This is a genomic window from Microcystis sp. M109S1, from assembly GCF_020247025.1.
Classification (GTDB): domain Bacteria; phylum Cyanobacteriota; class Cyanobacteriia; order Cyanobacteriales; family Microcystaceae; genus Microcystis.
In genome coordinates this window covers 1-7197 of sequence record NZ_JADBRW010000255.1, presented here as the reverse complement: position 1 = coordinate 7197, position 7197 = coordinate 1, and the positions used below count along the sequence as shown (strand labels likewise).

The 7197-nt window shown below is 43.3% G+C and carries 11 protein-coding genes and 2 pseudogenes; 7 read left to right on the top strand and 6 right to left on the bottom strand.

The features are described 5' to 3' along the window. On the bottom strand, positions 1 to 45 hold a 45-nt coding region (locus tag IM322_RS23350), incomplete at its 3' end, for a helix-turn-helix domain-containing protein (RefSeq protein WP_353737100.1). A gap of 73 nt (positions 46 to 118) precedes the next feature. Beyond that, a pseudogene (locus tag IM322_RS12730) lies at positions 119 to 346 on the bottom strand (hypothetical protein); the annotation flags it as partial. A gap of 343 nt (positions 347 to 689) precedes the next feature. Between IM322_RS12730 and IM322_RS12725 the strand changes: the two are divergent. Further along, the gene (locus IM322_RS12725; RefSeq protein WP_002761217.1) at positions 690 to 917 is read left to right on the top strand and encodes a DNA-directed RNA polymerase subunit omega; all 228 of its coding nucleotides are present in this window, start codon (positions 690 to 692) and stop codon (positions 915 to 917) included. A gap of 27 nt (positions 918 to 944) precedes the next feature. Here IM322_RS12725 and IM322_RS12720 read toward each other — a convergent pair. After that, a pseudogene (locus IM322_RS12720) lies at positions 945 to 1337 on the bottom strand (hypothetical protein). Between the two features lie 23 nt (positions 1338 to 1360). After that, positions 1361 to 2050, bottom strand: a complete 690-nt coding sequence (locus IM322_RS12715) for a DUF3782 domain-containing protein (RefSeq protein WP_286825254.1) — start codon at positions 2048 to 2050, stop codon at positions 1361 to 1363. A 234-nt stretch (positions 2051 to 2284) separates the two neighbouring features. On the opposite strand from IM322_RS12715, the gene IM322_RS12710 reads away from it, so the two are divergent. From IM322_RS12710 to IM322_RS12695, 4 genes are all read left to right on the top strand, one after another. Continuing rightward, positions 2285 to 3070, top strand: coding sequence for a PEP-CTERM sorting domain-containing protein (locus tag IM322_RS12710; protein WP_286825255.1), 786 nt, complete (start codon positions 2285 to 2287; stop codon positions 3068 to 3070). Positions 3071 to 3178: 108 nt separating this feature from the next. Beyond that, positions 3179 to 3394, top strand: a complete 216-nt coding sequence (locus IM322_RS12705; RefSeq protein ID WP_158200534.1) for a hypothetical protein — start codon at positions 3179 to 3181, stop codon at positions 3392 to 3394. Between the two features lie 3 nt (positions 3395 to 3397). Continuing rightward, positions 3398 to 3745 (top strand): type II toxin-antitoxin system PemK/MazF family toxin, encoded by a 348-nt coding sequence (locus tag IM322_RS12700; protein ID WP_286825256.1) that lies wholly within the window; start codon positions 3398 to 3400, stop codon positions 3743 to 3745. A gap of 316 nt (positions 3746 to 4061) precedes the next feature. Further along, the gene (locus tag IM322_RS12695; RefSeq protein WP_287078442.1) at positions 4062 to 4484 is read left to right on the top strand and encodes a SufE family protein; all 423 of its coding nucleotides are present in this window, start codon (positions 4062 to 4064) and stop codon (positions 4482 to 4484) included. Between the two features lie 4 nt (positions 4485 to 4488). On the opposite strand, the gene IM322_RS12690 is transcribed toward IM322_RS12695, so the two are convergent. Next, positions 4489 to 5040 carry a ferric uptake regulation protein gene (locus IM322_RS12690; protein ID WP_002737956.1) on the bottom strand — a complete coding sequence of 184 codons (552 nt, stop codon included), beginning with the start codon at positions 5038 to 5040 and terminating at the stop codon, positions 4489 to 4491. A gap of 105 nt (positions 5041 to 5145) precedes the next feature. Here IM322_RS12690 and IM322_RS12685 point away from each other — a divergent pair, with 105 nt between their 5' ends. Next, positions 5146 to 6411, top strand: a complete 1266-nt coding sequence (locus IM322_RS12685) for a J domain-containing protein (RefSeq protein WP_287677329.1) — start codon at positions 5146 to 5148, stop codon at positions 6409 to 6411. On the opposite strand, the gene IM322_RS12680 is transcribed toward IM322_RS12685, so the two are convergent. After that, complete coding sequence (locus tag IM322_RS12680) at positions 6364 to 6978, bottom strand: molybdenum cofactor guanylyltransferase (RefSeq protein ID WP_287677326.1); 615 nt, start codon at positions 6976 to 6978, stop codon at positions 6364 to 6366. The two genes, IM322_RS12685 and IM322_RS12680, sit on opposite strands and share 48 nt — an antisense overlap. 27 nt (positions 6979 to 7005) lie before the next feature. On the opposite strand from IM322_RS12680, the gene IM322_RS12675 reads away from it, so the two are divergent. Then, a complete protein-coding gene (locus IM322_RS12675) occupies positions 7006 to 7128 on the top strand; it encodes a hypothetical protein (RefSeq protein WP_287677325.1) in 123 nt (40 codons plus the stop codon). Positions 7129 to 7197: the final 69 nt, after the last annotated feature.

Below are 7197 nucleotides of genomic sequence, written 5' to 3'. Positions count from 1 at the left end.
TTGTTCGGGTGTGGGGTAAAATCGAAACGAGTAGGCTTTTTCCATGTCTCACATTTTAGCATATATTTGGTAAATGCGCTAGTATTTAACGGTAAAGCCGTCGTAGAACGACGGGGTTTCAGACCCAAAATTTTCGATGAGCGTTGCGTTCGTGCATTACTTCAAAACCAATGTTAGCGCGGTTGATCACATCCGCCCAAGTTGCGATCTCGCGTAGCGAGCGCGTTGCGACCGCACGTCCCAGGGAATCGATAATCGACTGGTTAAAGTTGAAACCGTTGAGGTTAAAAGCCATGCTCGAGATACCCTGGCCGATAGGGTAGATTAGGAAGACAGCAGTAGCAGCGGATACAGGTGCGGAATAAAATAACTCAGCCAATTAATTGGGTATATATGTAGCAAAGATTACTTTGCAGTATATGTTCAAGTATATTTATAGGCACTGCGATTGTGTCCCTTTTTTGGGTTTATTTATTTCAAAAATTATCTCTTTATTTGTATATTTTTAAACTTGTATAAAATTGATTTAAGTTTTGTAAAAAGTAGTTGACAAAATACGATCGAGCTCAAGGAGAACCCTATCCTTAAGGTTGACAAAATATGGTAAGGTGGACTGAGTAATAAAACTTATCACTAACCTATTATCAGTGACAAGTGCCAAATTTACCACCAGAAGGCTAAATATAACTATGTCCAAACGGTTTAAATTCGACTCCTCCGAGATGATTTATCTCACCGATAAACTGATGAATGCGGCCAGCAATCGTTACTCGATCGTCGTGCAAGTCGCTAGACGGGCCAAACGCGTCCGCTACGATACCGTAGAAAATATCGATGACCCGATGATTAAACCCGTCCAACGGGCCTTGATGGAAATGACCGACGAATTAACCGAACCGGAATTATTACGCGATTAATCCCCTAAAATTGCCTGGAACCCACCCCTACATTTCATCGGGGTTGATACCCAGTGATCTTAGTCTTTCCGCTAGTCGTTGGGCTTTTTGTTCCGCTTCCTGTTTGGCTAAACGTTCTTGCTGGGCGATCAAACGTGCTTGAGCGGCGATCGCCGCAGCTGCCCTCGCCCTTTCCTCTGCGGTTAAATAGCGATTTCCCGATTGATCATAATGATTGCCGGTTCGTCGGGATTGCAATAAACTCCCATATCGACACCAAAATACCAGTCGTCCCGCCCCATCCAAATAAATGCTAATAAACTAAGTAATAGATTGGGAATGTCGTTGGTGTAACTGGTTATCCACGGGTGTTTCGTCAGAACAGGGCAATTCTTCGGCACTGGGAAGAAGGCGATTTTTATTGTAGGAAAGGTTAACCATAGCGATTGTTTTGACTAGGGAAATTACCAAGTATTCGGTTGAAAGTCAGCATCATTAATAATGGCCACCGTATCCCCGGAGGGTTTAATCACAAATAGTCCTTTTTTATAAGCGTATCGATCGATCCCCTCGTTGATTTCAATTCCCGCCACCGCACCGTAAGCTCGATAGTTTTGATAATGGGGAAAAGCGATTTTAAAACGAGTCAATTTTTCGATAAATTCATCCACATCATCTTTAGATAATCTAGATTTACATTCCACCACCACGAGATCGGTATCATCGACGGCTAGAATATCAATTTCCATGGCGATGCCCTGACGTTTGACTCTAGCGCGGGGATAAACTTCTTTAATATCGATGCCTTTTTCCTGAAAAAGCCGTAAAACCGCCGGTTCTACCAATTCTTCCACAAATCGACCCCAGCGAGTGGTGAGACTATCTACCGCTTTGCTGGTTCGTTCAACCGTCCGTTTCAGTTCTGCCATGGAGCGATCGCTTTCTAGTTTAGATTCGGCGAGGAGGTTCTCTATTTCGACTCTATGGCGATCATATTCCGCCTTGGATTCGGCAGCCCTGCGATCGTATTCCGCCTTAGATTCGGCAGCCCTGCGATCATATTCCGCCTTGGATTCGGCGGCACGGCGATCGAACTCCTCGGCGGAAGCGCGGAATAGCTGGTAAATATCCTCAAGGGTTACAGGTTCACTCATAACTTACATCCAAAACACCCACCATCATTTTAGCGATTCGATCGAGAAGCCGGACGAGAGCCAGAGAGCAAAACGGAAAGAAATATTAAGAGTTATTTAAAAGACTTGACAAATGTGCGGGGGGGGTAAGATTTTTCTGGAATTTACTTGGTTCCAAAACTTGCATAACTCTCTTCTGTCAATCTTTGACAAAAGAGAGATAATCCTTACAACGCTCAAAGAGCTTGATTTTAGATGAAACTAACGATTATGGGCATTTTATCTGGGGTTGCCTTCGCGAGTCTGGGCATCTCTGGCATTGCAGAAGCTTTTCAACTGATTCCTTCTGGTCTTAGTCCTGGTAATCAGTATCGCTTGGTATTTGTTACGGATGGCACGATTCAAGCAACAAGCACTGACATAAATACCTACAACACCTTTGTTGACAATGAGGCGCACACCTCAACAATATTAAATGACGCTTTTACGAATGTAGGAATCGACCCTGCTAGTATTACTTGGAAGGTGATCGGTTCGACAGCTAGTGTGAATGCGATCGACAATACCTCAACCAATACAGTTGACACGAGTGTCCCTATCTATGGTCTAGATGGCAAACTGATCGCCTTCGGTAACTCCGACCTGTGGGATGGCGATATCTGTCCCCATATACCGGCGGCTGGCATCATTTGTCATGATGGTGGTATTTCGATGTCGCAATCTGGTCATTATTTATTCGGTGATGTGTGGACGGGGACTTTATCTTCGGGAGTTGCTTGGTCGGAACCTAATTTAGGTCCACTTGGGTCGGTACCAGTAACTATCGGATCGAGCTATGGAACGAACGTAACTTGGATTCGTTATGGGAGCGATTTTGGTCCAGGGTTTAACGGTCCGGTAGCATTCCGCCCTTTGTACGGGATCTCCTCGGTGCTGACCGTTCCCACCGCGACGACCACCCCAGAACCCTCTAGCCTTCTCGGTTTTATCACCTTGGGCGGTTTGATGCTAGGGGGTGTCGCCCGCAAGACACGGAAGTAATGCCCGCTTCGGGAGAGGAGGCGAGGGTTTCCTCTCTCGAAGCGGAGGTTTTCGATACTTTATTTGGTATCATCAAGTAAGAGAAGCTTGATTTATGTTGGTACAGAAATGATGAATCAAAAAATTACTGCTATTTTCAATGGAGAAGCTTTTTATCCTACTGAAACCTTTAATCTTAAGCCGAATACTAAAGTAAAATTGACGATTGAAACTCAATTAATTGATGAAGATCAATTGCAAATAATGGCAGATGATCTGGATATTTTAGGAGAAATAGCTACCATTAATCAGGAGTTTATGGTCTCTGAAATGGACGGTTTGTAGAAAATGACTATCGCAAGAGGTGAAATTTATTTCGTTAATCTTAACCCGATTCAAGGAAAAGAGCAAGCAGGAACTAGACCAGTTTTAGTATTATCTATTGATGTGATCAATCAGTTACCCTTAGTGGTGATGGTAGTGGTGGGGACGAAAGGAGAAAATATTCGCCAAGATTATCCGACTAATGTTCGCGTTTCGACTGATGAAAGTGGGCTTCCTTTAGAAACAGTCTTTCTTGGTTTTCAAATTCGTTCAATTGATAAAAATCGCTTCCCCTCCGCACCAGTTGGGAAACTATCCGAAGAAAAAATGCAAGAAATTGAAACGGCAGTCCGATATTGCCTAGTATTGTAAGGAGATTTTATATTTTTGGTACGGCGTTTATCGAAAAAATCGGGTCTAAAACCTCGCCTTAAGGCGAAAAGTTTTTGGAGCGGGGCATAAATCCCCGTTACAAAAACGGCCTCGGAGCCCCCTGCCTTCGTTAATGCAGGAAAGGTTAACCATAGCTCCTGCAAGCGTGGTGTTTGATTGATGCCAATTCTAGCAGATAGCCTCGAGGCGCTTTGACCAAGGCAGTCCCGGCATCGATAACCACAGCGCTCAACTTCCGCGAGAATGCTAATATAAAAAAGCTATTGGCTAATTTTTTCCTATTTTAACTTGCAATATGCTCCCGTCTAATCTCGATCGCATCGTCGAACGCCTCAAACGTCGTACCGATCCTAAGCAAAAATACGAACAATTACTAGCTTTTGCTAAAAAACTAGAACCAATACCAGAATCTGCCAAAATACCCGCTAATAAAGTTCATGGCTGTGTATCCCAAGTTTATATCACTGCCGACCTCGAAAATGGCCAGGTTTGGTACAAAGGGGATTCCGACGCACAATTAGTCAAGGGTTTAGTTGCTTTGTTAATCGAGGGGTTAAATGGACTGACTCCCACAGAAATCCTGCAAGTTACCCCGGATTTTATCGAACAAACCGGTTTAAAAGTCAGTCTTACCCCTTCCCGCGCCAACGGATTTTATAATATTTTCCAATTAATGCAGAAAAAAGCTCTCGGTTTTCAGTTGGGAATGTCCGCTTAGATGTCTAGTTTTCCGGTTCTGGCTCCTTTGATTCGGGAATCTCGCAGTTTTGGAAACGAGTATCCACCAGCGAACGCGTACAGCCCCAATTACTCGGTATTCCCGACGGCCAACCCATCCGCAAAGCTTCCGGACAGATGGCCATCACCGTTAACTGACAGTCAATTAACTGAAAACCCTCTTTCTCACACTGTTTGAGACTGTGTTTGAGGATAGAATCATTGTTAAATTCAATGGTTTTATTGCACTGAATACAGACCAAATGATGATGGTGGTGGGGATAGGGTTGATTGAGTTCGTAGTGTTTATGACCTTCGGCCAATTCCAACTCCCGCAAAATTCCCATCCGCGACATCAGTTTAACACTGCGGTAAATTGTCGATAAACTAATTCCTTCCCCCCTTTTGTCCAGCAATTCCTGCAATTCTTCGGCACTGAGATGATTGCCTTTCGGTAAATTCTGGAAAACGTGCAGAATTTTCTCTCGCTGGGGAGTTAAGCGCCACCCCCGCGCGTTGAGTTCCGCTTTCAGGGAGGAAGCAGTGTAGGCAGACATAAGCGATCAACTCTCAATAAAAGCTATTTAATTGACAATGATAGTCGTTTCGGCGAGCCATTGGCAACAATTTTAAGTAGTTGAAAATTCTCCCCACACTCAAGTATGAAAAATTACTATGAAATCCTGCAAATTCCCCGTCATGCCAGTAATAATCAGATAAAAGCCGCTTTTCGTCGTCTGGCCCGGCAATATCACCCCGATTATAATCCCGATGATCCGGAGGCAGTGACAAAATTTCGGGAAATTGAACAAGCTTATCGGGTTTTGAGCGATAAAGAGAAAAGAAAAGAGTATGATCGCAGTTTATCCCCAGAAATGCCCACTTTTCACCGCAGTGCCGAGGATTTTTATCAACAGGGATGGCACTACGCTCAAGAGAGAAATTATCAACTAGCGATCGCATTTTACCAGCAAGCGATCGCAATTAATCCGCAATTTTGGCAGGCCTATCTGCAACGGGCGGAAGTTTACTACCATAATCAGCAGGATCGGCAAGTTTTAAGCGATTGTCGGCAAGTTTTGCAGTTAAAACCCGATTGTTCCCAAGCTTACTATTACCTCGGTTTATCCCGTCAACGACTCGGTTACACCCAATCTTCCCTAGAAGCTTATGGAAAAGCAATCGCCATTGATCATAATAATCCCCAATTCTATTATCAAAGAGGATTGGCTCTCGAGGAACTCTCGGAACTGCCGGCAGCACGAAAAGATTTTCAAATAGCGGCCAAAAAATTTAAGCAACAGGGAAATTTTCGCCGCTATCATGCCATTGCAAATAAATTAAGAGACCCTCAGAAAAGTTATCGACAACGGCAATCGATCAAGTGGTCAAAAACTCTTTTTATTGTTTTTAGTTTGCTGAAAATATCTTGCTCATCTTTGCTCAAACCCAAGACCGGTCTAGCAGAGGCTTTTTTAAAGCTTAACCGTAATCAGGCTTTGGCTACGGGTGTATTGGCAGCAATCATCAGCAGTTTTTTCATCGCTTTTACTTGGCAAAACTGGACAGTTAAATCTGATTTTTTGCTGTTATTAGGCTGGGCAGTATTTCCTTTTATTATTCTGACTTTATCTAGTTGGTTAGGCAGAAAATTAAGTAATAAATATGGTAGTCTCACTGGCGATATATTTTTAGGTGGCTTGATAATTTTACCCTTTTCCATCGTCATTTTGCTCACTTCCTATTTATCCATAAATGGCGATATTGTCGGCGCAATTATCGGTGTAACCGGCGGTTATCTAACCGGAATGCTCTACTATAGTTATCGCCATTTATCCAACATTCCTTGGCCGATCTCTTTACTTTTAGTCCCTTTTGTGCTAGGGTTTCTTACTGTCAACATCTGGGGAGTTTATTATTATCTCTAAATCTTCCGGGGTATTACAGTTAAATAAAATCTCGGAATTATCGATGATTAATTCCTCCACCACGGAGACATTTAACCATTTTTGAAAAGAAGTTCCCCCTTGCTGAATATAACTCTGCAAAGATTCTAAACAACGACGATGATAGAAACCACAGAGAGGCTCCCAACGAGAGCCGCACCGGGGAACCAAAGCGATGGCATTTTCTGGTACAGTGGCTAATAATCTTGACCATTCTTGCATAATTGGGGGCGTTAGTAAAGGTAAATCGCAAGCGAGCAATAAAACCCAATCGGTTGATACAAAAGTTAATCCCAAGGCAAAGGCCAATAAAGGCCCCCTAGTGGGGAGAGGTTCCCTAATTATCCGGCAGCATTGGGGAATGATAAGTTCATAACGTTCCGGCCAAGGCGTAATCACAGACACTTGTACGGCACAATTTTGGGCAATTAAACAGATATTTTCCAGAAAAGAGACACCCTGAAAAGATAACAAAGCTTTATCTCGTCCCATCCTGGAACTTTGACCACCAGCCAGAATTAACGCCGTTAAAGCGGGAAAATCACTCATAATAACCAGTTCTATCGGACAAATACCATGATTAATCACGATCCTTTCGGCGATCGCAAATTAGAGCGACTGCAATTAATGTTATCGAAAATTTGGGTTAAAACCCCGTCCTTTGAGGACGGCTTTAAGCTAAAATGGAAAAAGCGATAACCAAGCTAAAAACTGAACCTTGACCACAGATAGTAGGGGGTTTCGTTCAGAAAAGACTTCAAATTCGGC